The organism is Pseudophaeobacter arcticus DSM 23566 (assembly GCF_000473205.1).
GTDB classification, from domain to species: domain Bacteria; phylum Pseudomonadota; class Alphaproteobacteria; order Rhodobacterales; family Rhodobacteraceae; genus Pseudophaeobacter; species Pseudophaeobacter arcticus.
Genome location: NZ_KI421507.1, coordinates 3284463 through 3307712 on the forward strand (window position 1 = coordinate 3284463; position 23250 = coordinate 3307712).

The 23250-nt window shown below is 58.1% G+C and carries 25 protein-coding genes; 9 read left to right on the forward strand and 16 right to left on the reverse strand.

What is annotated here, in order from left to right; genetic code table 11:
• Positions 1-86 precede the first annotated feature (86 nt).
• From yidC to ARCT_RS0120300, 4 genes are read left to right on the forward strand one after another with little or no spacing between them, the layout of a single operon-like run.
• Positions 87-1895, forward strand: coding sequence for a membrane protein insertase YidC (gene yidC, locus ARCT_RS0120285; protein WP_027241713.1), 1809 nt, complete (start codon positions 87-89; stop codon positions 1893-1895).
• On the forward strand, positions 1892-2629 hold the full coding sequence (locus ARCT_RS0120290; RefSeq protein WP_027241714.1) for an MOSC domain-containing protein: 738 nt from the start codon (positions 1892-1894) through the stop codon (positions 2627-2629). The genes yidC and ARCT_RS0120290 overlap by 4 nt, the downstream gene beginning before the upstream one ends.
• Positions 2629-3279, forward strand: coding sequence for a ribosome biogenesis GTP-binding protein YihA/YsxC (gene yihA, locus ARCT_RS0120295; RefSeq protein WP_027241715.1), 651 nt, complete (start codon positions 2629-2631; stop codon positions 3277-3279). Before ARCT_RS0120290 ends, yihA begins: the two co-directional genes overlap by 1 nt.
• A gap of 27 nt (positions 3280-3306) precedes the next feature.
• Entirely contained in the window at positions 3307-3654 is a 348-nt protein-coding gene (locus ARCT_RS0120300) for a DUF2946 family protein (protein WP_240476351.1), read from the forward strand.
• Between the two features lie 348 nt (positions 3655-4002).
• Here ARCT_RS0120300 and ARCT_RS0120305 read toward each other — a convergent pair whose 3' ends face one another.
• Positions 4003-4731: an SDR family NAD(P)-dependent oxidoreductase gene (locus ARCT_RS0120305; protein WP_027241717.1), complete on the reverse strand. Its 729-nt coding sequence runs from the start codon at positions 4729-4731 to the stop codon at positions 4003-4005.
• A 128-nt stretch (positions 4732-4859) separates the two neighbouring features.
• On the opposite strand from ARCT_RS0120305, the gene argB reads away from it, so the two are divergent.
• The 4 genes from argB (at position 4860) to ARCT_RS26630 (ending at position 7690) form a co-directional block, all read left to right on the forward strand.
• Positions 4860-5720, forward strand: coding sequence for an acetylglutamate kinase (gene argB / locus ARCT_RS0120310; RefSeq protein WP_027241718.1), 861 nt, complete (start codon positions 4860-4862; stop codon positions 5718-5720).
• Between the two features lie 125 nt (positions 5721-5845).
• Positions 5846-6550, forward strand: a complete 705-nt coding sequence (locus ARCT_RS28700; RefSeq protein WP_036786117.1) for a hypothetical protein — start codon at positions 5846-5848, stop codon at positions 6548-6550.
• Positions 6547-7062 carry a SixA phosphatase family protein gene (locus ARCT_RS0120320; protein ID WP_027241720.1) on the forward strand — a complete coding sequence of 172 codons (516 nt, stop codon included), beginning with the start codon at positions 6547-6549 and terminating at the stop codon, positions 7060-7062. Before ARCT_RS28700 ends, ARCT_RS0120320 begins: the two co-directional genes overlap by 4 nt.
• Before the next feature lie 193 nt (positions 7063-7255).
• Entirely contained in the window at positions 7256-7690 is a 435-nt protein-coding gene (locus tag ARCT_RS26630) for a GNAT family N-acetyltransferase (protein ID WP_036785221.1), read from the forward strand.
• A gap of 66 nt (positions 7691-7756) precedes the next feature.
• On the opposite strand, the gene ARCT_RS0120330 is transcribed toward ARCT_RS26630, so the two are convergent.
• From ARCT_RS0120330 to ARCT_RS0120380, 11 genes are all read right to left on the reverse strand, one after another.
• A complete protein-coding gene (locus ARCT_RS0120330) occupies positions 7757-8548 on the reverse strand; it encodes an amino acid ABC transporter ATP-binding protein (protein WP_027241721.1) in 792 nt (263 codons plus the stop codon).
• A 12-nt stretch (positions 8549-8560) separates the two neighbouring features.
• Complete coding sequence (locus ARCT_RS0120335) at positions 8561-9868, reverse strand: amino acid ABC transporter permease (protein WP_027241722.1); 1308 nt, start codon at positions 9866-9868, stop codon at positions 8561-8563.
• Position 9869: 1 nt separating this feature from the next.
• Positions 9870-11138, reverse strand: a complete 1269-nt coding sequence (locus tag ARCT_RS0120340) for an amino acid ABC transporter permease (RefSeq protein WP_027241723.1) — start codon at positions 11136-11138, stop codon at positions 9870-9872.
• A gap of 144 nt (positions 11139-11282) precedes the next feature.
• Complete coding sequence (locus ARCT_RS0120345) at positions 11283-12299, reverse strand: amino acid ABC transporter substrate-binding protein (protein ID WP_027241724.1); 1017 nt, start codon at positions 12297-12299, stop codon at positions 11283-11285.
• Between the two features lie 229 nt (positions 12300-12528).
• A complete protein-coding gene (locus ARCT_RS0120350) occupies positions 12529-13233 on the reverse strand; it encodes an ATP12 family chaperone protein (protein WP_027241725.1) in 705 nt (234 codons plus the stop codon).
• Between the two features lie 3 nt (positions 13234-13236).
• Entirely contained in the window at positions 13237-13905 is a 669-nt protein-coding gene (locus ARCT_RS0120355; protein WP_027241726.1) for an HAD-IA family hydrolase, read from the reverse strand.
• A complete protein-coding gene (locus ARCT_RS0120360) occupies positions 13902-14948 on the reverse strand; it encodes an RluA family pseudouridine synthase (RefSeq protein WP_027241727.1) in 1047 nt (348 codons plus the stop codon). Before ARCT_RS0120360 ends, ARCT_RS0120355 begins: the two co-directional genes overlap by 4 nt.
• Complete coding sequence (gene crcB / locus ARCT_RS0120365) at positions 14945-15325, reverse strand: fluoride efflux transporter CrcB (RefSeq protein ID WP_027241728.1); 381 nt, start codon at positions 15323-15325, stop codon at positions 14945-14947. The genes ARCT_RS0120360 and crcB overlap by 4 nt, the downstream gene beginning before the upstream one ends.
• 353 nt (positions 15326-15678) lie before the next feature.
• Positions 15679-16998 carry a replication-associated recombination protein A gene (locus tag ARCT_RS0120370; protein WP_027241729.1) on the reverse strand — a complete coding sequence of 440 codons (1320 nt, stop codon included), beginning with the start codon at positions 16996-16998 and terminating at the stop codon, positions 15679-15681.
• Positions 16999-17001: 3 nt separating this feature from the next.
• Positions 17002-18411 (reverse strand): trypsin-like peptidase domain-containing protein, encoded by a 1410-nt coding sequence (locus tag ARCT_RS0120375; RefSeq protein ID WP_027241730.1) that lies wholly within the window; start codon positions 18409-18411, stop codon positions 17002-17004.
• Between the two features lie 128 nt (positions 18412-18539).
• Positions 18540-19610 (reverse strand): 3-deoxy-7-phosphoheptulonate synthase, encoded by a 1071-nt coding sequence (locus tag ARCT_RS0120380; RefSeq protein ID WP_027241731.1) that lies wholly within the window; start codon positions 19608-19610, stop codon positions 18540-18542.
• Positions 19611-19995: 385 nt separating this feature from the next.
• Between ARCT_RS0120380 and ARCT_RS0120385 the strand changes: the two genes are divergently transcribed.
• Complete coding sequence (locus ARCT_RS0120385; RefSeq protein WP_027241732.1) at positions 19996-20352, forward strand: ribonuclease E inhibitor RraB; 357 nt, start codon at positions 19996-19998, stop codon at positions 20350-20352.
• A gap of 314 nt (positions 20353-20666) precedes the next feature.
• Here ARCT_RS0120385 and rplQ read toward each other — a convergent pair whose 3' ends face one another.
• From rplQ to rpsM, 4 genes are all read right to left on the reverse strand, one after another.
• On the reverse strand, positions 20667-21092 hold the full coding sequence (rplQ, locus tag ARCT_RS0120390; protein WP_027241733.1) for a 50S ribosomal protein L17: 426 nt from the start codon (positions 21090-21092) through the stop codon (positions 20667-20669).
• 156 nt (positions 21093-21248) lie between these two features.
• Positions 21249-22265 (reverse strand): DNA-directed RNA polymerase subunit alpha, encoded by a 1017-nt coding sequence (locus ARCT_RS0120395; protein WP_009810844.1) that lies wholly within the window; start codon positions 22263-22265, stop codon positions 21249-21251.
• A gap of 114 nt (positions 22266-22379) precedes the next feature.
• On the reverse strand, positions 22380-22769 hold the full coding sequence (gene rpsK, locus ARCT_RS0120400) for a 30S ribosomal protein S11 (RefSeq protein ID WP_009810843.1): 390 nt from the start codon (positions 22767-22769) through the stop codon (positions 22380-22382).
• Positions 22770-22784: 15 nt separating this feature from the next.
• On the reverse strand, positions 22785-23153 hold the full coding sequence (gene rpsM / locus ARCT_RS0120405; RefSeq protein ID WP_027241734.1) for a 30S ribosomal protein S13: 369 nt from the start codon (positions 23151-23153) through the stop codon (positions 22785-22787).
• Positions 23154-23250: the final 97 nt, after the last annotated feature.

Sequence of the window (23250 nt, forward strand, 5' to 3'; positions counted from 1 at the left end):
CGGATTCCCGCGATTCCGCTTGACCTTTGGGGGTCTTCTCTGTTGAACCACACCCTGTCATTCCCTACACGAGGTGGCAGTCCCAAATGGACGACCAGAACAAGAATCTTATTCTCGCAATCGCACTCAGCAGCCTCGTGCTTCTTGGGTGGATGTACTTTTTTCCACCCCAAGAGGTCCCGCCGGCTCCCGAAGCCTTGGCGACTGAAACGGCACCTACGGATGGTGCTGTCAGCACTCCCAGTGCTGTTGTTGCAGCCGATGCTGCAACCAGCCAGCCTACAGAAGAGGCCAGCGCCTCTGACGCGCCCCGCGTTAGCATCGAATCCAATCGCCTCACTGGCAGCATCTCGCTGCAGGGCGGTCGCATTGATGACCTGGCACTGAAAGACTACCGCGTTACCATTGATGCACCGGAAATTGTCCAGTTCCTCTCTCCGGTTGGAGAGCAGGGCGCCTATTACGCCCTCTACGGCTGGGCACCAGGCAGCGGTCTGGCTGCTGCGGACGTACCTGGGGCCAACACCCTGTGGACCGCCCCTGCAGGTGCTGAGCTGACACCTGACAGCCCGGTGACCCTGACTTGGGACAATGGCAAGGGCCTCACCTTCAACCGCACCATCGCCGTGGACGAGAACTATATGTTCTCGGTCACCCAGACAGTCACCAACGGCTCTGGTGACACCGTCTCGCTCGCCCCCTATGGCACCCTGGCGCGCCATGGTGAGCCTGCGGAGCTGAAGAACTTCTTCATCCTGCACGAAGGCGTTGTTGGCATGGCCGACGGCGAGCTGACCGAGCTGGACTATTCCGCTGTTGCTGATTTTGAAATGGATCCCCGTGACGGATCGCGCTCCGAAATCAAACAGGTAGAGGGCAACGGCTGGATCGGCTTCACCGATCACTATTGGATGTCGACGCTGATCCCAGCACCGGGCCAGGCGTTCCGCTCTGCGGCAAAATATGACGAACGTCGTGATATCTACCAAACTGACGTGGTGCTGCCGACCATGACTTTGGCTGCTGGCGAAACCGCTGAGGTCACCACCCAGCTGTTTTCCGGCGCCAAGGAATGGGCAACCATCCGCGCCTATGAAAAGGGCGGTATTGCCGGCTTCCTCGACAGTATCGACTGGGGCTGGTTCTTCTTCCTCACCAAACCGATGTTTGCCGTGCTTCACTTCCTGCACGGGCTGATTGGCAACATGGGCTGGGCGATCATCGCGCTGACCGTACTGATCAAGATCCTCGTCTTCCCGCTGGCTTATAAATCCTATGCCTCGATGGCGAAGATGAAAGAGCTGCAGCCGGAGATGGAAAAGCTGAAAGAGCGCGCGGGCGATGATCGCCAAAAGCAGCAAAAAGAAATCATGGAGCTATATAAGCGGGAAAAAGTGAACCCCGCTGCCGGCTGTCTGCCGATTTTGATCCAGATCCCCATCTTTTTCTCGCTCTACAAGGTGATCTTTGTAACCCTGGAGCTGCGTCACGCTGCCTTCTTTGGTCCCTTCCAGGATCTGAGCTCGCCCGATCCGACCTCGATCATGAACTTCTTTGGGCTGCTGCCCATGAGTGGTCCCGAAGCAGGTACAATTTTTGCCACCGTGTTTATTGGTATCTTGCCGATCCTTCTGGGTATTTCGATGTGGCTGCAGCAAAAGCTGAACCCGGCTCCAACCGATCCTACCCAGCAAATGATCTTTGCCTGGATGCCTTGGGTCTTCATGTTCATGCTGGGTGGTTTTGCCTCTGGTCTGGTTGTTTACTGGATCGCCAACAACACCATCACCTTTACCCAGCAGTATCTGATCATGCGCAGCCACGGCTTTAAGCCTGACGTCTTTGGCAACATCAAAGCCAGCGTCAAGCGCAAGCCAAAGGCTGGGAAAGAATGACAGCAACTGTCAAACAAATGTGGCGGCACCCGATCAAAGGCATCGGGGCCGAACCAGTGACACAGGTCCGTCTGGAGACAGGCGGACCTATGCCGTTGGACCGGGCCTGGGCCGTGCTGACCGGCACAGCCGAGGATACCGGCGAATGGCAGCACTGCCGCAACTTTGCCCGTGGCTGTTTCGGGCCTGAACTGATGGCAGTCACCGCCCAAACACAGGGCGACCAGATCACCCTGCGCCACCCGAAACAGGGTGAGATCACCCTGGCCCCAGCAACGGATGGCGCAAAACTGGTGGATTGGCTGCGGCCGATCTACCCGGCCGAGCGACCACAGCCCCACAGCTTGATTGCAGCCCCGGCGGGCGGCATGGCTGATGCCAGTTTTTCGGCGCTCTCGATCCTGTCACTGGCCTCGCTGCGGGCGCTGGGGGAAACCCTGGGACAGGAGTTGGACCCGCGCCGGTTCCGTGGCAATCTGTGGATCGACGGCGCTGCCCCCTTTGAGGAATTTGACTGGGTTGGGCGCCAGTTGCAGATCGGTGAGGTGCGTCTGGAAGTCATCGACCGCATCACCCGCTGTCGCGCAACCGAAACCAACCCGGACACGGGCAGCCGCGACGCCAACACGTTAAAGGCCCTGCGCGACCACTGGGGCCACACTGATTTCGGCATTCGTGCCAAGGTGCTGTGCGATGGTAATATTGCTCTCACCGATACCCTGGAGCTTGTCTGATGCAGATCCCATTCGCCCTCGCTGAAGAGCCTGACCAGATCACCGCAGAAAAGGGCCGCAAGCTGTTCGCGGGCGAATCCCTGTTTGTCAAAGGCGTCGTTGCCATGTCGGGCCTGCCCGAGGCGGACCGCATGGAGGTCTGCTTTGCCGGTCGGTCAAATGTTGGCAAATCCAGCCTGATCAACGCCCTCACCGGAACCAAGGGCCTGGCCCGGGCCTCCAATACGCCGGGCCGCACGCAAGAGATCAACTTTTTCACCCAGGGCCCCGAGCTCTACCTGGTGGATCTCCCGGGCTATGGCTATGCCAATGCGCCGCTGGCCGTGGTAGAAAAGTGGCAAAAGCTGCTCAAGCGCTACCTCAGTGGCCGTCAGACCCTGCGCCGCGCCTTTGTGCTGATCGACAGCCGTCACGGCGTCAAGGATGTGGACGAAGAGATCATGAGCCTGCTGGACAGCTCAGCTGTGACGTTTCAGTGCGTCATGACCAAGGCCGACAAGGTCAAGCTCAAGGATCGTGAGCGGGTGATTGAACAGGTCCGCACCACGCTGGCCCGCCACCCCGCGGCCTATCCTGAGATCGTGCTGACCTCCTCGGAAAAAGGCGATGGCATTGCCACCCTGCGCTCGATCATCTGCGGCCTTGAATAGGTGACCCACCGCCTGCTGTCATATGTCATGTTGCTGGCCATTGCCGCTGCCGGGTTGCTCCCGGCGGGGTGGATGCCAGCACATGCCAGCGACGGCAGGGTATTGTTGGTGATCTGTAGTGACGATGGGCTTGTGGAACGCTGGGTCGATCTGGACGACGGCGATGCTCAGCAGGATAACCATGACCGCCAAATGGACAAGTCCAACTGCCCCTTCGCGGGTCTGTCCAACCCTGCCGACCTGCCCCAACACAGCCCTGTCCTGTTAGGGTCGACCATGCCTTCCCTCGCCCGCTGGGCGCATGAAGAATTTACCCATCATCCTGCCGGACTCCACTGGCGCTATGATGCCCGCGGACCACCTGCCCTCTCCTGAACACTCAAAGCCTTTGCCTTTTGGTGCAGCCAGCCCTGGAACCCCCAGGCCATGGCGCTGTTTTGATATGGAGAGCCCCCATGGTGACCAGCTATTCGCATGATCCGGACCAAGCGCGCTCATCGCGTAGTCTCTGTGTGGCGCGCTGGTGCTGCACCTCGATGGTTCACTAGCCCCCCGCCAACCAGGCAGCTTACGCTCATTGAATTGGCTCCGCACTCATCCCTTCACCAGGGGCTGGAGCCAAAGGCCGGTTTGGCCCGATGCGTCCCTTGCGGCCCAACCGACCACTCGCCCCCGCAGAGCTTAGACTCCTCTGTGGGGGCATTTTTGCGCCCCTTTCTGGCCTTAGACGTGCTGGGCGCCGTTTACTTCGATCTCCGCGCCCGAAATATATGAGCTCTCCTGCGAGCACAGGAAATAGATCGCTGCTGCAACCTCTTCTGGCTGGCCCAGGCGCTGCATGGGGAGCTTTTCGACAATCTTGTCGGTGCCGGGGGACAGGATCGCGGTTTCCACCTCCCCCGGGGCAATCGCGTTTACCCGCACCCCAAGAGGCCCAAAATCATGGGCCATCTCGCGGGTCAGCGCTGCCAGTGCCGCCTTGGACGTGGCATAGGCGGCCCCGGCAAAGGGATGCACCCGGCTGCCGGCAATCGAGGTCACATTCACCACCGAACCCTTGGCGGCGGCCAGTTCGTCCTTCAGCCCGCGCGCCAGTACCACAGTGGAAAAGAAGTTGACGTGAAAGACCTTGCCCCAGGTCATCAGGTCGGTGTCCAGGGTGTTCAACCGCTCACCCTCGGGGCCTTTGGGAGAAATACCGGCATTGTTGACCAGCGCGTCGAGCTGACCGCCAAGCCGTTCCTGAATGATACCAACCGCGTTGATGGTGTCAGAGGGGTCCGACAGATCCAGCTGTACGTGATTCTCGGCACCGCCGCCCCAGGGGCATTCCTGGGGGAAGGGTTGGCGCGAACAGGTGATCACCCGCCAACCTTCGGCGTTGAACCGGCGCACTGTGGCGTGGCCAATGCCGCGACTGGCACCAGTCAGAAGCAAAGTCTTTTGGCGCATGGTGTGAATTCCGTCTTTTGAGGCTGCAAGGTGACCCTATCAGCCCAGGCCAGAGCCGCAATCTCTATGTCGCACTTGGCAGCAGTGCCAGAAGCAAGTAACACCAGACGCCAAGAGGACCCTGAGCCATGAAGAAACAAGATATGAACCGCGACTGGATTGCTACTGCCGAAACTCTGTCAAGCGCCCTGCCCTATCTGCAGCGCTATGACGGGGCGATTGTTGTCATCAAGCTGGGTGGCCATGCCATGGGCAGCGATGAAGCCATGGAGACCTTTGCCCGCGACATCGTGTTGATGCGACAGGTCGGGGTCAATCCGGTGATTGTGCATGGCGGTGGGCCGATGATCAACGCCATGCTGGACAAGCTGCAGATCAAGTCAGAGTTTGTCGATGGCAAGCGGGTCACCGATCAGGCCACCATGGAAGTGGTGGAGATGGTGCTCTCTGGGGTGGTAAACAAACGCATTGTGCAAGCGATCAATGCCCAGGGAGGCCGCGCAGTTGGCCTGTCGGGCAAGGACGCCAATCTGATCACCTGCGATCAGGCCGATGCCAAGCTGGGCTTTGTTGGCGCCCCAACACAGATGGACCCACAGGTGCTGTACGACCTGTTTGAAAAGGACATCATCCCAGTGATTGCCCCCATCGGGGCTGGTCGCACGGGTGAGACCTTCAATATCAATGGCGATACTGCGGCTGGCGCCATCTCCACTGCGCTCAATGCCGACCGGCTGCTGCTGCTCACTGATGTGTCCGGCGTCAAGGATGCCAGCGGCGAGGTTGTGACCGAATTGAAAGCTGCTGATGTGGAACGTCTAACTGCCGAAGGCGTCATTGCAGGGGGCATGATCCCCAAGACGGAAACCGCTCTGGCGGCCGTTCGTTCCGGTGTGCGCGCCTGTACCATTGTCGATGGCCGGGTCAAGAACGCCGTCCTGCTGGAGCTGTTTACCGACCACGGCGCAGGTTCGATGATCCGCGCATAGCTGACGCGGCCTCAGGGGCTGACACAACCGGCCCATAGCGGCGCATCCAGACGGGCATCACCGTTTTTACGCGTTTCTTGCCCAGCAGTCTGATATCCTCCCCGCAGACGACTGGGGAGGGGATGATGACACCAGCAACCACAGCTAAGCACGCCAAGACCGATCCACAGCCAGACTACGCCAACATCTCCCAGGCGGCGCATGCTGCGGGCCTACAGATCTATGGCGCGCTCCATCCCGAAAAGCGCCCGGTCAAAGCACTGTCGCATGGCACGCTGATTCTGTTGGGCTGCGGCGCGGAATTCTGGCCGACATTCACCCGGTCACCCGAGTATCTGGAAGCAGGTCCCGACCCAGTTGATCACTGGTCAGCACGCGTTGTTGGCGCCCTGGCTGCAACCCTGGGGGCCACGGCCTATTTTCCCTTTGGGGGGCCACCCTATGTGCCCTTTGTGGACTGGGCTCTGGCCTCGGGGCGGGCCTTCACATCACCGTCACAAATGATGGTGCATGATGAGGTTGGCATGTTGATTTCCTATCGGGGAGCGCTCCACTTCGATCAAAACTTTGACATACCCCCTCCACCTTTGGCACACTCCCCCTGCGCGACATGCACAACCCAGCCATGTTTGAACACATGTCCGGCAGCTGCTTTGGTTAAAGGTGGTCCCTATGAGCTGGCCGCCTGTCACCATCACCTAGACACCCCGGCCGGAGCAGCCTGCATGACGCAGGGGTGCCTCGCCCGGTGCGCATGCCCCCTCAGCCAGGGGGCAGGACGACGCATTGAACAAACCGCACATCACATGAGGTATTTTCACCCATCATGACCTGCACCCTAATTCTGACCCGTCACGCAAAATCCGCCTGGGACACCAACGCCCCCAGCGACCATTCCCGCCCACTGAACAAGCGAGGCCGGGCCTCGGCCAAGGCGCTTGGAAATTGGCTGCGAGAGATAAATGAGCTGCCAATGCAGGTTATTTCGTCCTCCTCTCAGCGTACACGGGAGACATATGAGCTGACCGGCATTGAGGCGCCTGCAGTCTTTACCGAGCGGCTCTATCACGCAAGCTCTGACATCATTTTCCAAGTGCTGAAAGAAGCACCGCATCCGCGAACGATGATCCTGGGCCATAATCCGGGGATTGCCGCCTTTGCCCATGCTATCGTGAACCATCGCCCCGATCATACCCGCTTTGACGACTATCCAACCGGCGCAACCCTGATCGTCAAGTTCGACATCAACACTTGGGATGATCTGGCCTGGAGCAGCGGCAAGGTTGTCGAATTCATCGTCCCCCGCGAGCTGCTGGGGGCTGAGGACATGCTGCTTTCTTGACCGGAAGCCTCCGGTATTGTAGCAAAAACTGTCTACTATGGAGATTTTATGTCCTGCTAGGGATGGTTCTACGGAACCGCTGCACAGATCAAACCCGCAACGCGCCACCGCTTTTGCAGTAGCCTGGTTTGGCTGTGCCTAATCCTTATCACTATTCGTCTGCGCATGGCGCAGCACTGCTCAAGGACATTCCATGACACTCATCAGACCTTTTTCCCCGGCGGACAAACTCGCCGTCCTCTCCATATGGCGCGAAGCAAGTGCATATGCCCATCCGTTTCTGACCGCCGAAGCCACGGATCAGGCCGAAGCCATGATCCGCGACCATTTTCTGGATCTGGCAGAAACCTATATGGCCGAGATCGCGGGAACACCCGTTGGATTTATCTCATTGATCCAAAATGAGGTTGGCGGCCTGTTTCTACGCCCTGCGTTTCACGGGCGCGGAATCGGACACGCGCTGATGGATCAAGCCGTTGCGCTCAAAGGACATCTTGAACTCGATGTCTTTGTCGAGAACGCCATCGGTCGACGTTTCTACAATAGATACGGCTTCACCGCAGGCGAGGAGCGCATGAACAGCTTCTTTGGTCATCCTGAAATCCGGATGCACCACGGCGAACAGTAGCTCGCTCCAATAGCAAAAAAGGCCCCTCGGTTTCCCGAGGGGCCTAACATTAGAATGGCAGAGATCTTAGTGCCCCAGGATCTGGCTCAGGAACAGTTTTGTCCGTTCGCTTTGGGGATTGTTGAAGAACTCTTCGGGTTCGTTCTGCTCCACAATCTGACCCGCATCCATAAAGATCACACGGTTTGCCACCTGACGGGCAAAGCCCATCTCATGGGTCACACAAAGCATCGTCATGCCCTCTTCCGCCAGTTCGATCATGGTGTCGAGCACCTCTTTGATCATCTCTGGATCCAGCGCCGAGGTTGGTTCATCAAACAACATGATCCGCGGCATCATGCAAAGCGAGCGGGCAATTGCCACACGCTGCTGCTGACCACCCGAAAGTTGGCCGGGATACTTGTCAGCCTGTTCAGGAATTTTGACCTTTTCCAGGAAATGCATCGCCCGCTCTTCGGCTTCTTTCTTGGGTGTTTTACGCACCCAGATCGGCGCCAGCGTACAGTTTTCCAGAATGGTGAGATGCGGGAACAGGTTAAAGTGCTGAAACACCATGCCCACTTCGGAACGGATCTTGTCGATATTCTTGAGATCATTGCTGAGCTCGGTTCCATCGACAACGATCTTGCCCTGCTGGTGCTCTTCCAGCGCGTTCAGGCAGCGGATCAGGGTTGATTTCCCCGAGCCCGAAGGCCCGGCGATCACGATCCGCTCTCCCTGATTGACAGTGAGATTGATGTCGCGCAGCACGTGGAAAGACCCGTACCACTTGTTCATATTGTTGATTTCGATCGCAACCTTATCCGAGACTTGCATCTTGGAGCGGTCGATTTGACGGTTCGTTGCCAGTTCAGACATATGTTGAACTCCTTAACGGTGGCCAGTCTGAAGCTTACGCTCCAGATACATGGAATAGCGAGACATGGAGAAGCAGAAGACAAAGAACATCAGGGCAATAAAGCCGTAGAGTTCCCAGACAACGCCATTCCAATCGGAATCTGCGCGGATGGCATTGGACAGGCCCAACGGGTCCAGCAGACCAATCACCGACACCAGCGTGGTGTCTTTGAACAGTCCGATGAAGGTCGAGACGATGCCCGGAATGGAGATCTTCAATGCCTGTGGCATGATGATCAGACGCTGTGCCTGCCAGTAGTTGAGGCCAAGCGAATCGGCCCCTTCGTACTGACCTTTTGGCAGCGCCGCCAAACCACCCCGGATCACTTCGGCCATATAGGCAGAGGCAAAGAGGGTCGCCATGATGATGACTCGCATGATGATGTCAAAGTTGGTTCCGGGTGGCATAAAGATGTTCAGCAGGGTTGAAGCCACAAACAGCAATGTGATCAGCGGCACCCCCCGGATGAACTCGATAAAGCCCACACAAAGCGCTTTGACAATCAACAGATCCGACTGACGCCCAAGCGCCAGAACGATGCCGATTGGCAAGGAAAAGCCAATCGAGACCACGCCGATGGTCAGCGACAGCATCATGCCGCCAAACTTGCGGCTGTCCACAGGTTCCAGCCCGATGGGGAGGATCCCCGTCAGAGCATCCGCCAAAGCCGAGGTAACAAACAGCCACCAGACAACCGCAGCCACGACCGCTGCGATCAGACCAATCAGTTCGCTCACGCGCTCTGTCAGCGATTTATAGACGACATAGGCCAGTACAAACCCAGCCAGTACCATGATGGGCGTCCAGATCGACCCGCCCCACAGCAACAGTGGCATCAGGAATGGATACAACCCGGTAAACCACATCATCTTTGCAGGCACCTTGTCCGAATAGAGGATCGGCAACAGGGCAACCCCCAGCAGGATAAAGGCAGCAATTGGGCGCCAGTAGTGTTCAGGAGGGTAAAACCCCATAAAAAGCTGCACCCAACGGTCTTGGATCACGCCCCAGCAGGCGCCAGAGAAATCTCCTTCACGTCCCAGCTCCGCCAGAATCTCGCGGCAGTTGTGCAGCGAGGTGGCGTTCCAGGTCGGGGACCAGGCCCAGGGAATAAAAGTTGCCAGCACAAAATAGATCAGTGCAATGGCCGCAATGGTGAGAGCCGAGTTCAGTGTTGACGAGAACAGATTGACCCGCGCCCAGCCGATGACACCCACAGAGGAGGCCGGTGGGGCCTGCTCTGGCAGCATCTCCGTGCGGACAAATGAAATATCGCTCATATTACCGCTCCACCAGTTTGACGCGTTCGTTGTACCAATTCATGATCCCCGAGATGCTCAGCGAGATTGTGAGATAGATCATCATGGTCATAAGCACTGTCTCCAGTTCGCGCCCCGTCTGATTGAGGGTGATCCCCATCAGCGTGCCCGTCAGATCCATGTAGCCTACCGCAATCGCGAGAGATGAGTTTTTGGTCAGGTTCAGATAGTTTGAGATCAGCGGCGGGATAATCACCCGCATCGCCTGCGGCAGGACCACCAAAGACATGACCTTGCTTGGGCGAATACCAAGCGCAGCTGCGGCTTCGGTCTGCCCATGGCTAACCGCCAGAATACCTGCACGCACGATTTCTGCGATAAAGGCCGCTGTGTACAAAGACAGAGCCAACCATAGTGCAATCAATGAGTTGCGCAGATGGGTGCCACCTTTGAAGTTGAAACCCTTCAGTTCCGGATAGCCAAGGTGGAACCCCAGCGCGACCAACAAAACGACCGTAGGCACCACAACCAGTCCAAGACGCATGTGCCAGGTCGTTGGCCGCACCCCAGTCTGTTCCTGAATCCGATCTGCGCGCGACTTGACCTTGGCCGCTCCCCAGAGACTAAGACCGAGAACCAACAAGATCACGATCAGGTCAAGGCTGACATCAAATCGTAGCGAGCTGTTGCCCAGCAGATGTATATCGCCAAGGCTGCGCGAAAAGAGCGGCTCCGGAACATAGACCCCACGGTTGGTCACCGCGACGGTATCGCCCAGTGACATCGTTGCAGAGGGGTTGTCGCCCTTGAAGGCGCGTGGTGCCGGCATTGTCTCGATCATCACCGCCATGGTGAAAACGATCCACAAGAGCACCGGAACATTCCGGAAGGTCTCGACGTAGATGGTTGTCAGCTTGGCGACGACCCAGTTGCTGGACAGGCGCAGCACACCGATGATCACCCCAAGAACGGTGGCGGTGAGGCAGCCAAGAACGGCAACAACCAGCGTATTTAGCAGGCCGACAAGTGCGGCGCGCATATGGGTGTCGCGAGACGTATACTCCAGCAAGCGTTGGTTGATGTCATAGCTCGCAGGCTCTCCCAGAAAGCGGAAGCTTGGTTCTTTACCAAGTGTCGCAAGGTTCTGGGCCGTATTGCTAACGAGCATGCCAAGTAAAAGAAGAAATCCGATCAGTGCGATGATCTGGATTGTCATAGACCGGTATCGGGTGTCGTAGATCAGCATTGATAGCCGAAACGACGCCTTCGGTGGGTCAGTGAAAGTTGTCATGACCTAGTGATCCCCGTGGCTTATAGATCTACTGTTCGGCAGAGTTGGTTCCCTGCTCGCGTCAGATCTAAAGCGATGTGTGTTTGGATAGTACGCGGTAGGAAAAAGGGCGCAGGATATCCTGCGCCCTTTCCTAAGCGGGTCTTAGCGGAAAGGAGGCGAGTACAGCAGGCCGCCTTTGGTCCACTGTGCGTTCAGGCCACGTGCCAGACCGATGGGAGTTGTCTCACCGATGTTGTCAGCAAAGACTTCACCGTAGTTACCGCCAGCGGCGATCGCGTTCTTGCCCCAGTCAGCCGACAGGCCAAGCATCTCACCCAGGGTACCTTCGGTGCCCAGGAGACGGTTGATTTCAGGGTTGTTGGTGCCAGCAGCCATCTCGTTGATGTTCGCAGAGGTAACGCCCAGCTCTTCAGCCGCGATCAGCGCATTCAAAGTCCAGCGCACGACATCGCCCCACTCGTGGTCGCCGTGACGAACCAGCGGGCCCAGAGGCTCTTTGGAGATGATTTCAGGCAGCAGGGTGTGCGCATCAGGGGATTCAAACGTCGCACGGGTTGCAGCCAGGCCGGATGCATCAGTGGTGTAAACGTCACAGGCACCTGCCAGGTACTGCTGCTGCGCTTCGGCGTTGGTCTCGATTGGAACCGGCTCGTAAGAGATGTTGTTCGAGCGGAAGAAGTCAGCCAAGTTCAGCTCGGTGGTGGTGCCGGTCTGAATGCAGACTGTGGCGCCGTCGAGTTCTTTGGCCGAGGATACACCCAGCTCTTTGGGAACCATGAAGCCCTGACCGTCGTAGTAGTTCACGCCAGTGAATTCGAACTTCAGGTCAACATCGCGCGAGAAGGTCCAGGTGGTGTTCCGGGCCAGCATGTCGATTTCGCCAGACGCCAGCGCAGTAAAGCGGGTCTTGCCGGTTGTTGGCACGAATTCAACAGCGTTTCCATCGCCCAGCACAGCCGCAGCAACAGCACGACACAAAGCAACGTCAAAGCCTTCCCATTCGCCGCTTGCATTTGGAGCCGCAAAGCCAACCAGACCAGTGGTGACGCCGCAGTTCAGTTTGCCGCGGGCCTTCACATCGTCCAGGGTGCCAGCAGCAGCTGCACCAGCCGACAGACCGGCAATGGTCAATGCGCCCAAAATTACGGTATTTTTCATATTTACCTCTTCCTGATGTTCCACCTATTGCGGTGGTTTTTTTTGCCTGGCACAGCGGTGCCAGAAATGGTGTGAACCGGGAGAAACCCCAATCCGTACAGGGAGTTTGGGCGCATTCATCAACAAACGTCAAGTGTGGGATCATCAATTTCGATGACCGAATAGCGAACTCTTTGCTATTCGATACAAAATTTCCCAATGGGGATCAGTCTCGCAATTTGCTGTCTTCTCAACAAATATCGTAGAAACTTTTTGCGTGCAAAAAGGCAGTTCGCTTCAACTCTGCGGTCTCCTGCGCCTCTTCATCAACGCCCCATTGCTCTTCCTGCCAGGTCTCGTCCAGGCGCGAAATCTGCCAAATATCATCCGCTGTGCGCCAATTACGGGCAGCCGCAAAGCCCAGGACCAGTGACCCGGACATCGACACCAGGTCATGAAAGGCCGCGAGCTGGAAATTATTCAGGTCGTGAACTGCGTCACGCAGCACCGCCAAGGCCGCCGGATCCTGCCGCGCATGTCGCAGCCCCTGGCGCGTTTCCAGACAGGCACCCAGGGTTTCTTTGGCCCAGTCCAAGGCAGGGTCCCAGTGCTCTGCCTGACGCATCACCAGCTCCTGCGGGCTATCCGCACGATAGCAAAGCAGGTCCGAATCGCCGTAATCCGCCAACATGTCTGCGACTTCGGCCTGCTGATTCGAGACCTTATCAATGGCCGCATTGGCAGAGCGGGTATAGGGCATGGTCTCGGGCTTAACTCCCTCCACCTGCGCATCCCACTCTGCGGCAATCGCAGAGGCCATTTCAAGACTGGGCAGGGTCAGAGAAACCTTGGCAGGCGTCTTAACCCCACGACCGTCCAGAAGAACCGCGAATCCGCCATCAACCTCGACCGCAGAGACCTCTTTCCAGAACCGCTTTTGCTTCCAATCACTCATGTCTTACGTCTTCCAGATCTGTTGCAACAAGGGCGCCAGCTGGTCAAAACTGCTGATGACATGATCCGCGTCCAGTTCGGCAGCCGGGTGATAGCCCCAGTCAACCGCGATGGTGCGGACGCCAGCGGCGCGCCCCATATCTATGTCAAAACTTGTATCCCCGATCATCACCGCATCGGCAGGCTCAACACCGGTTTCAGCCAGCGCTGTCAAAACCATCGACGGATGAGGCTTGGAGGGGTGGTTGTCCGCAGCCTGCCGGGTGACAAAACAGTCTAGCCCATGCGCGTCGATCAAAGCATCCAAGCCGCGTTGCGATTTGCCCGTCGCCACCCCCAAAAGATACTCGGGCACCGCGTGCAATCCGGCCAGGGTTTCGGCGGCACCTGGAAACAACGGCGAATGCCCTGGACCCTGCGCCAACCGTTTGTCCATATAGGCTTGCTTGTAGCCTTCAACCAACTGCGCCCGCACCGCTGCGGTCTGATCTGGGGCCAGCTGGTCCATCGCCAAAGGCAGCGACAACCCAACGATGGAAAGGATCTCAGCCCGCGCCGGGACCACCAGCCCCTGGCCCTCAAAGGCAAAGCGCATGGCGGAGGCGATGGCATTCTGGCTATCCGCCAGGGTGCCATCGACATCGAACAGGATCAGCCGCAGTCTGGCGCTCACATCAGCCCCTCAAAAGGATCGTCCGCCGCCAGGTCCTCGGTCCAGCCAAAGGTGTCCCAGCTCTCCTTCATGTGATCCGGCAGCTCTGCCGTCATCACGATGTCTTTTTTGGTTGTCGGGTGTTCAAACACCAGGCGGCGGGCATGCAGATGCAGCTTTTTGCTGATCACCCCGCCCAACTGAGCCCCCCAGCCATCGCCCAGGTTTTCCTGGCCCGACCCGCCGTATTTGCCATCGCCAATGATCGGGTGACCAATCTCCGCCATATGCGCCCGCAGCTGATGGGTGCGCCCGGTCACCGGCTCCATCGCCACCCAAGAGGCCCGTCCCGCAACCCGGTACAGGGTCGCGTAATAGGTATGGGCCCGTTTTGCACCCGGCGTTCTGTCGATCTCATTGGGATGCACAGCGATCATCTTTTCGCCTTCCCCGGCAGCCCCATGACCGCCTGCTTTGACCAGGCCCGCCTTGATCTCTCCCAGGTAGGGCGTCGGAACGCCCGCAACCAGCGCCCAGTAGATCTTGCGGGTGTTGCGATGGCGGAAGGCCGCGGTCAGGGATTTGGCCGCAAGCCGGTTGCGCGCCAGCACCAGAACGCCAGAGGTATCCTTGTCGAGACGATGTACCAGACGGGGCTTTTCTTCCGCATCAAAGCGCAGGGCATCTGCCAGGCCATCGACGTGCTTGGTGGTGCCGCTGCCGCCCTGCACCGCCAGACCCGCAGGTTTGTTCAGCACGATGACATCGTCATCCTTGTAGATCACACAGCCCCGGATCATCTTGGCATCCGCCTCGGAAATCCGCGCGATGCGGGGGGCTGCCGGTTTCAGATCCGACTCAGCCAGGGGCGGCACCCGTACCACCTGCCCTGCTGCAACCCGCGTATTGGCCTTGACCCGACCGCCATCCAGACGCAGCTCGCCCTTGCGGCACATCTTCTCAATTCGGCCCTGGTTCACATGCGGAAAGAGCCGGCGCAGCCAGCGGTCGATCCGCTGGTCGTCATCCGCCTCCGCTACGGTAATCATCTGTACGCCGCTCATGCGAACACTCCTCTTGCGAGCCAAAGGCCCAGGAACAATCCACCAACCGACAGGCCGATAGAAAGCAAAACATAGATCGCAGCCTGCCCAAAAGCGCCACGTTCAATGAGGTTGGCCGTCTCCAGAGAGAAGGCCGAAAAGGTGGTAAAGCCACCCAGAAAACCGGTCATCACCAAGGGGCTGAGATGTGTCAGCCCCTTGTGAGCCGCCGCCACCACAAAGGCCCCCATCAGACAGGAGCCAATCACATTCACCGTGATGATGGCGAGCGGAAACTCATGATGGCCAAACAGGCGCAAAACGCCCATTCCCGTCAGGTAGCGCAGCACTGCTCCGCAGGCGCCGCCAAGGGCGACCAGAGATACCGTTGAAATCATCAAGGGTCTGTGGCGTGACAGGAACAGGATGTCAAGTTTTAGCCGCTATGCAGCAGCCCCCTTCCTCACGTCCAAACAACCGAGACACGCCCCCAGAAAAAACCAAACAGGGGAGATATGCAAACAACACCTATAACCGCTGCATTGACCTGCCAGGGGAAAGCTGAACGCCACTCTGGCCCAATTTGTCAAAGACGGCAAAACGGACGCGGGCAAAACACGACGGTTCAAATTTACGGCGATTGATTGCAGTTCACGTCAATAAGCCCCCCCTAAAAGATGTCCCCTTCAGCTTCATCTTTCCCAAAATACCTCCGCCGGAGGCTGCGGTTTTCCAGCAAGGAAAGCCGCTCTTATGAGTTGCGCTGCAACCGGAGCTTGGCAAAATATTCTGATCGCCGTTTCAACTCGCGCTCAAAGCCACGCTCCACCGGCTGGTACAGCACTGGCCGACGCACCCCATCGGGAAAGTAGTTCTGGCCGGAAAACCCATCCTTAGCGTCATGATCATAGGCGTAGCCATCGCCATAGCCCTGTTCCGCCATCAGTTTGGTCGGCGCATTCATGATATGTTTGGGCGGCGGCGCCGACCCGGTTTCCTTGGCCAGCCGACGAGCAGCCTTGATGCCGACATAGACCGCGTTGGATTTCGGGGCCAGCGCCAGATAGACCGCCGCATTGGCCAGGGCCAGCTCGCCTTCGGGGCTGCCAAGGCGTTCATAGGTGTTCCAGGCATTCAGGCAGACCGTATTGGCCTGTGGGTCCGCCAGACCGATATCCTCGGTTGACATCATGGTCAGACGCCGCGCCAGAAACCGCGGATCCTCGCCGCCCTCCAGCATCCGCCCCAGCCAATAAAGCGCCGCATCCGGATCCGACCCACGGATGGATTTATGCAGCGCCGAGATCAGGTTGTAATGTTCATCACCGGATTTGTCATATTTGGAGGCCCGCCGCATCAATCGGGTTGCCAGCGCCTCGCGCCCCAGGGGGATGTCCACCCGCCAGGCCGCAACCTGTTCAATCAGATTGAGCAGCGTGCGCCCATCGCCATCGGCCATTTCATGCAGCGCATCCCGCGCCTCGCCGCTCAGCGGCAGGGCCCTGCCCAACTCCCGCTCGGCCCGCTGGGTCAAAAGCTCCAGATCCACCAGCGACAGCCGTTCCAGCACCAATACCTGCGCCCGTGACAGCACAGCGGCGTTCAGCTCAAACGAAGGGTTTTCGGTGGTGGCCCCAACCAACAAGATGGTGCCATCTTCCATATAGGGCAAAAACCCATCCTGCTGCGCCTTGTTGAAACGATGGATTTCGTCGACGAACAACAGCGTGCCCTGGCCATTCTGGCGCCGGATCTTGGCGGCCTCAAACACCTTGCGCAGGTCTGGAACCCCGGTGAAGATCGCCGAAATCTGGACAAAATGCAGATCCGTCTCCCGTGCCAACAGCCGCGCGATGGTGGTTTTCCCCACCCCAGGTGGCCCCCAGAAAATCAGCGATGACAGCGAACCTGAGGACAGCATCACCCCCAACGGAGCCTCCTCGCCCAGGACCTGCGCCTGGCCGATCACCTCTGCCAGCGATTTGGGCCGCAAACGATCCGCCAGCGGTCTATTCACGCCGGCTGCGGGTTCAGCCTCGGGCTTTGCACCACTGTCAAACAGATCTGCCATCGGTTAGCGCCGCATATGCAGGCTGACCCGCTGACCACGCCGGTTCAGATCAAACCGAAGCCGACGACCGGCCTGCTCCAGCAGGGCGGGCACATCCTCAGAGGCGGTCACCTCTTTGCCGTTGATCGCCAGCAGGATATCGCCGGCGTTGATCCCGGCGCGCGCCGCAAAGGGGCCTGGATCCAGCACCGCGACACCAGTGGCCGAAAGCGGCAGCTGCAGGCGAACAATGGAAACAGGGTTAATCAGGCCAACTGTCAGCCCTGGAAGGATGCTGTTTTCATTCATCACCACAGACCGCGCGGGCGGATCATTGGGGGCGGCAAACATCTCCACCACCAGGGTTTCGCGTGTTTCACCGCGCAGCCGTGTCACCATCGAGGTGCCATCCAGCCCCGCCACCGACATGCGAAACACCATTTCCGAGGGGGAGTTCACCACCTCGCCGTCGACCTCGGTGATCACGTCGCCAACGTCAAACCCCGCCTTGGCAAAGGGGCTTTGCGGGTGCAATTCAGAGATCACCATGCCTTCGGGCAGTTCCATGCCCAGCGACCCTGCCAGATCGGCATCCACCGGTTGGCCCGTCATCCCCGCCCAGGGCCGCTGAAAGCCTTCGGAACCGGCCCGCGCCTGTTTGACAAACTCGCGCACCAGATTGGCCGGGATGGCAAAGCCGATACCGTTGGAGCCACCAGAACGGCTCAGGATACGGGTATTGATGCCGATAAGATCGCCATTCACGTCAATCAACGCGCCACCAGAATTGCCGGGATTGATCGGCGCATCGGTCTGAATGTAATAGCCAAAGCCCTCACCCGAGGCGGTGCCACTGCGCGCCAGACCAGAGACAATGCCACTGCTCACTGTCTGGCCAACGCCAAAAGGGTTGCCGATGGCCAGAGCCAGCTCGCCAACCTCGACCTCGTCACTGTTGCGCAGGTTCAAAAACGGCAGGCCCTCAGCGTCTTCGAGCTGCAAAATGGCCAGGTCAGCAGCCTGATCGGCCAGGATCACACGCGCCACATATTCGCGCTTATCCGTGGTCACCACCCGAATTTCGGTCGCCATGGCCACCACATGGTAGTTGGACACCACAATGCCGTCCTCGGACAGGATCACCCCCGAGCCCAGCGAGCTTTCGACTCTGGGGCGCGGGTTGGAAAAATTGCGGAAGAAATCCTCAAAGAATGGATCATTCATAAAAGGGGAGCGCTGGTGCTGCGCCTGGCGCACGATCTTGGCGTAGATATTCACCACTGCCGGGGCCGCCTGTTTGACCAGCGGCGCAAATCCCAAAGAGATCTCTGCCTGCGACTGTGGCACGCGGGTCTCAGCCTGAACCGGGTTCACCGCCGCAAGTGCAAGAGCCAGAGGCAAAATCAGGCGGGCGAAAAAAGCAGTGCGGATCATGGGATCTCCCGTAAATGTGTTCCCCTAGGATATGCTGTTGCCGCCGCTCAAATGCAAGCTTTGCCAAACCGCCCTGTTGCGAGCCCCCCGACCCAAAAATGAGCGGGGGAGCTCATGCTGCAGCAAGATCATCCCGCCAATTGAGACGGCACAGCCCGACGCGCCTGGACCGCATGGGCCAATTTGCGGAGTTCCGCCACGGTTTCCTCCCAGCCAATGCAGCCATCGGTGATCGACTGCCCATAGGTCAGCGGGTCCGCACCCAGATCCTGACGCCCGGCAACCAGGTGGCTCTCTATCATCACGCCGGTAATGCGCTGCTCCCCGGCCCGCAGCTGATCGCCAACGTCCTGCAGCACCAGGGGTTGCTTGGCCGGATCCTTGTCGCTGTTGGCATGGCTGGCATCGATCATCACATGGCCGCGAATACCGTCCTGTTCGGCCTTCTGGCAGGCGGCATCGACCGAGGCCGCAGCATAGTTTGTACCCCCACCGCCCCGCAGGATCAGGTGGCAATCCGGGTTGCCGCTGGTGGCCGCAATTGCCGCACGACCATTTTTGGCCAGGGCCATGAAATGATGCGGATGAGCCGAGGAGCGCACCGCATCAATGGCGATCTGCACATTGCCACGGGTGCCGTTTTTGAACCCCACAGGGCAGCTGAGCCCCGAGGCCATCTCGCGGTGGATCTGGCTTTCGGTGGTGCGCGCACCAATGGCGGCCCAGGCCATCAGATCCGACAGGTATTGCGGCACCGCTGTGTCCAGGAACTCGGTGCCCACCGGCAGGCCCATCTGATTGATATCCAGCAAGAGCCTGCGCGCCATTTCCAGCCCGTCATTTATGCGGAACGAGCCATCCAGACCAGGGTCATTCACCAGCCCTTTCCAGCCGCTGATGGTGCGGGGTTTCTCGAAATAGACCCGCATCACAATTTCCAGTTCACCCGCCAGTTCATCGCGCAGGGGTTTCAGGCGCTCAGCATATTCAAGGGCGGCCTTGGTGTCGTGGATAGAACAGGGGCCGACCACCACGATCAGGCGGTCGTCAGCGCCGCGCAGCACCTTTTGAATATCAGCGCGGCTGTTCAGTACCGTCTTGCTGGCCAGATCATTGCTGGGCAGCTTGGCCGCCAGTTCGTCCGGTGAGATCAGCTCCTGCATATCTGTGATGCGGAGGTTTTCAATATGGGGTGTCATCGTCCTAAGGTTCCTTGCGGGAGGCCCTGTCTGCGTGGCGGCGGATACAAAAAAACCGCCATCTGCTGAGGGCGGTTGGTGTGGTATCTGCTTGTTGCGCGGCTTATGTCATCTGCACGCCAAGACCCCTCCGTCCGCCTGTCGGCCCGGACAAAAATAAAACCAGATTGCAGCATAGGTTTGGGTCATGTCGGCAACGCTAGCGAAGATTTGGCGGGGTGTCACCAGGAAAGTTGGCGAAGATTTCGGTCGAATTAGCTTTCGCAAGTTTTCAGGAAGACTTCAGCCAATTGCCAACGTCTGCTTAGAGCCCTTGTGCCCTTTGACATCTCTCACCTGATGCTGCCTTCTAATCAAAATTGTAAAAAGCAAAGTGAGGTACCGAATGGACCCTGATCTAGAGAAGCAGAGAAATGAGACGTTCTGGGTTTTCAATGACATTGCATCTAAGAACCCGATCCCAGAAATGGCTATTGTTGACTTCCATATGATCCCTTCAAATTCCCATGCTGAGTGGGAGAAGATGAGCAAAGAGCTGCAGGGTCAGGGGTTTACCGTAGAACGGCATGACGACCCGGAAGGACCGACGATGGAAATCCGCACACGACCACTTGCTCTCAGTGCTGAAGTAATTTGGGAATATGAAGAACGTCTGACTTTGCTGGCGAGGCGATACAACTTCAAACCAGATGGGTGGGGTTTTTCTGGTGTATCCACAAACGAGGGTTTCGTTGGCGTCTGATCAACAAGCGAATTTGCGAATGTATTAGAGTTTCGTACCTGTAGCAAAGTCCGCATAGCGAGCCTTCAAGGATTGCCACAATCAGGTGGTGTTACACCAATTGCCAAAGCGCCGCTTTGGCAGCGCCCGAACCGCCCCCACGGGGCGGGCGCTTCGCTTCCCACCCCTCGGTTCGGACGCAGCGGTTTTGTGAAGCGGAGCAAACTCCACCAAGCAGCCAGGGGTTAGAAAACTCATCGTCTGATAACATTTCAAAAGAAAAGCCCCCGCTCCAGCGGAGCGAGGGCCATACCATCTGACGATGTCAGAGGGTCTTATTCTGCGTCGGCAGCTTCGATTTCGGCAGCGAGGCGGGCCTTGTCGGCGGCGCCTTTGGCAGAAACGTCACGGTCGACAAATTCGATGATCGCCATAGGCGCCATGTCACCATAGCGGAAGCCCGCTTTCAGGACGCGAACATAGCCGCCCTGACGGTCTTTGTAGCGGGGGCCAAGCACGTCAAACAGTTTGGCGACATACTGGTCTTCTTTCAGGCGCGCGTTGGCCTGACGACGGGCGTGCAGGTCGCCGCGTTTTGCCAGGGTGATCATCTTTTCGATGATGGGGCGCAATTCTTTTGCCTTGGGCAGAGTTGTTTTGATCTGCTCGTGCTCGATCAGCGAACCAGCCATGTTTGCAAACAGGGCCTTACGGTGCTCATGAGTACGGTTCAGGCGGCGGTAACCACGTGCGTGACGCATTGTTCAAATCCTTCTTTCGCGTTTTGCTTTGTCTGTCAGCCGATGCGTGTCAGCTGCTCTCCTTGGGGCATGTGCCCATCTTTCCCCGCCAGCGCGGGCATTGTTTAAGGGCAGACCTGGGCCTGCCCTCAAAATCATTGTGACCTTGTGAGGTTCTTAGAACGTATCTTCGAACTTCTTGGCCAGATCTTCGATGTTGTCTGGTGGCCAGTCCTCGACGTCCATGCCGAGGTGCAGACCCATGCCGGACAGCACTTCTTTGATCTCGTTCAGCGACTTGCGGCCAAAGTTTGGCGTGCGCAGCATTTCTGCTTCGGTCTTCTGGATCAGATCGCCGATGTAAACGATGTTGTCGTTCTTGAGGCAGTTTGCCGACCGGACAGACAATTCCAGCTCGTCCACTTTCTTGAGCAGAAGTGGGTTGAACTCGAGACCATCGTCTTCGTCCTGACGGTTCGCCGACTCGGGCTCTTCAAAGTTGACGAAGATCGACAGCTGGTCCTGCAGAATGCGCGCAGCATAGGCCAGCGCGTCATCCGGGGTAACGGACCCGTCTGTTTCGATTTTCAACGTCAGCTTGTCATAGTCCAGCACCTGGCCCTCACGGGTGGGCTGCACGTCATAAGAGACCTTTTTCACAGGCGAGTAGATCGCATCGATTGGGATCAGACCAATAGGGGCGTCTTCTGGCTTGTTCTTGTCGGCAGAGACATAGCCCTTGCCGGTGTTCACGGTGAGTTCCATGAACAGATCAGCGCCGTCATCCAGATGGCAGATCACGTGTTCGCGGTTCAGCACCTCGATACCTGCGGACTCAGAGATGTCACCGGCGGTAACAACGGCTGGGCCTTTTGCATTGATCGACAGGCGCTTGGGGCCTTCGACTTCCATGCGCAGGGAGACACCCTTGAGGTTAAGGATGATATCGGTGACATCTTCACGAACGCCCGCGACGCTGGAGAATTCGTGCAGAACGTTGTCGATCTGTACAGATGTGATCGCGGCACCTTGCAGCGAGCTCATCAGAACGCGGCGCAGCGCGTTGCCAAGCGTCAGGCCAAAGCCACGCTCAAGCGGTTCGGCAATAATTGTTGCCTGACGTGCGGGATCGTTGCCCGGCTTTGCTTCAAGCTGCGTTGGCTTGATCAGCTCGGCCCAATTTTTATGGATCATGCAGTCCCTCCATTCCTGTCTGTACCTCATGTCCGAAGGTGCAGACGCCCGAGGTTTAAAATGACGGACTGGGGCCCAGCAAACAAGCGGGGCCCCAGCGTAAGTCTCGAAGTCTTAGACGCGACGACGCTTAGGTGGACGGCAGCCATTGTGTGCCATCGGTGTTACGTCGCGGATCGAGGTGATGTTGAAGCCAATTGCGGCCAGGGCGCGCAGGGCAGATTCACGACCGCCACCGGGGCCCTGAACTTCAACTTCAAGAGTTTTAACACCGTGATCCTGAGCTTTTTTGCCCGCATCTTCTGCCGCCATCTGAGCCGCATAAGGAGTCGACTTACGCGACCCCTTGAAGCCCATGGAACCAGCAGAGGACCATGCAATAGCGTTACCCTGAACGTCAGAGATCAGGATTTTGGTGTTGTTGAACGATGAGTTCACATGCGCAACACCAGTTGCGATGTTCTTACGCTCTTTTTTCTTCGTACGAGTCTTATCGCGTGCCATTGATCAAACCCTCCCTTACTTCTTCTTACCAGCAATAGCCTTTGCGGGGCCTTTGCGAGTGCGAGCGTTGGTGTGGGTACGCTGACCGCGAACGGGCAGGTTACGACGATGGCGCAGGCCGCGGTAGCAACCCAGATCCATCAGGCGCTTGACGTTCATCTGAACTTCGCGACGCAGGTCACCTTCAACGGTGAAGTTTGCGTCGATGTGCTCGCGGATGGCCAGAATTTCGGCATCAGACAACTGGTTGACACGGCGCGCCGCGTCAATGCCCACGGCTTCGCAGATTGCGGCAGCCGAGGTGTTTCCGATTCCGGTGATATATGTGAGGGCGATAGGTACCCGCTTAGCAGCGGGGATGTTTACGCCGGCAATACGTGCCACGTTTCACTTTCCTTTTCGTTGCGGTTCCGTAGCTCCAGAACCTTTTTTCACAACGCTTGACCCTGGCAATTCAGCCGTTCAGCCCAGCATTTTGAGG